This window comes from Mesorhizobium sp. M0518 (assembly GCF_040321125.1).
Classification (GTDB): domain Bacteria; phylum Pseudomonadota; class Alphaproteobacteria; order Rhizobiales; family Rhizobiaceae; genus Mesorhizobium.
This window is the reverse complement of the sequence record NZ_JAMYQY010000061.1, coordinates 1-1179: the sequence shown is the minus strand read 5'-3', so window position 1 is coordinate 1179 and position 1179 is coordinate 1. Positions and strand designations below refer to the sequence as shown.

The window sequence follows — 1179 nt, the reverse complement described above, 5'->3', positions numbered from 1 at the left end:
TAATGCAGTTCACTTAAGTTGGGCTGGATGAGGATCTGGTAAGACCTATCGAACAGGATGGAGATTCGTTTCCATCCTGTTCGTGTTTTGAGATGCCAGGTCGCATAGGACATACAGCCGATTTATCGGCACTTTCGGGTGCAATTGATCCGGAATGGATCGCCTTGGCGCTTGCCAGCAGCGGCAAGGCGAGCATCCGCAAGCGCAAGCTCCCCGCCGAGCAAGTTGTCTGGCTGGTGATTGCGCTTTCCTTGTATCGTCATCAGTCCATGCCTGAGGTGGTGGCCCATCTGGATCTGGTGTTGCCCGATGAGGTGAACCCGGACATTGCCAAGAGCGCCTTGACGCAGGCCCGCCAGCGCTTAGGCCAGGCGCCGCTGGCGCAGTTGTTTGCGATGAGCGCGACGTGCTGGGACGAGCGACACCAAGTCGGGCGAGGCTGGCGGGGTCTTGCGCGCTATGCCGTGGATGGCAGCACATTGCGTGTCGCCGACAGCGTGGAGAACCGCGCGCATTTTGGAGCGCAAGCCTATGCATCCGGCGCTGTTGCAAGTTATCCGCAGCTACGGCTCTTGACCCTGACGGCGCTCGCCACGCACCTGGTGCGTGATGCGGTGTTTGGGATCTACGGCAAGAATGAGATGCTCTATGCCAAGAGCTTGCTCGACCAAGTGCCGGACCAATCCCTGACGGTCTTCGACAAGGGCTTTTTCAGCGCCAGCCTGCTGCTGCAGCTTCAATCGAAGGGCAAGCAACGTCATTGGCTCCTGCCGGCCAAAGGCAACAGTGCATGGCAGCGCCTGGACCAGAACGCCACCGACTATCGGGTGCGCATGAAAGTCTCGCCGCAAGCACGCGAGGCCGAGCCCGACTTGCCGACATTCTGGGAAGCTCGGGCGATCGAGACGGTCAACCGGCATGGGCAAAAGCGAATATTGCTCACCTCATTGACGGACAAGAAGGCCTATCCTGCCCAGGAGATCGTGCAGCAATACGAAGACCGCTGGCGGATCGAAACCAGCTATCGAGAGCTGAAGCAGGAGCTTCTTGGCAGCGAATTGACGCTGCGCAGCGGCACACCGCAGACCGTTTATCAGGAAGTTTGGGGAGCCTTGCTGGCTTACAATCTGGTGCGGTTGGAAATGGCCGAGGTTGCCTCTGAAGCCGAGGTCAAGCCAA

The 1179-nt window shown here is 59.0% G+C and carries 1 protein-coding gene; it reads left to right on the top strand.

The features are described from left to right. Positions 1-164 precede the first annotated feature (164 nt). A partial coding sequence (locus NKI66_RS32595; protein ID WP_352754078.1) for an IS4 family transposase occupies positions 165-1179 on the top strand: 1015 nt, incomplete at its 3' end.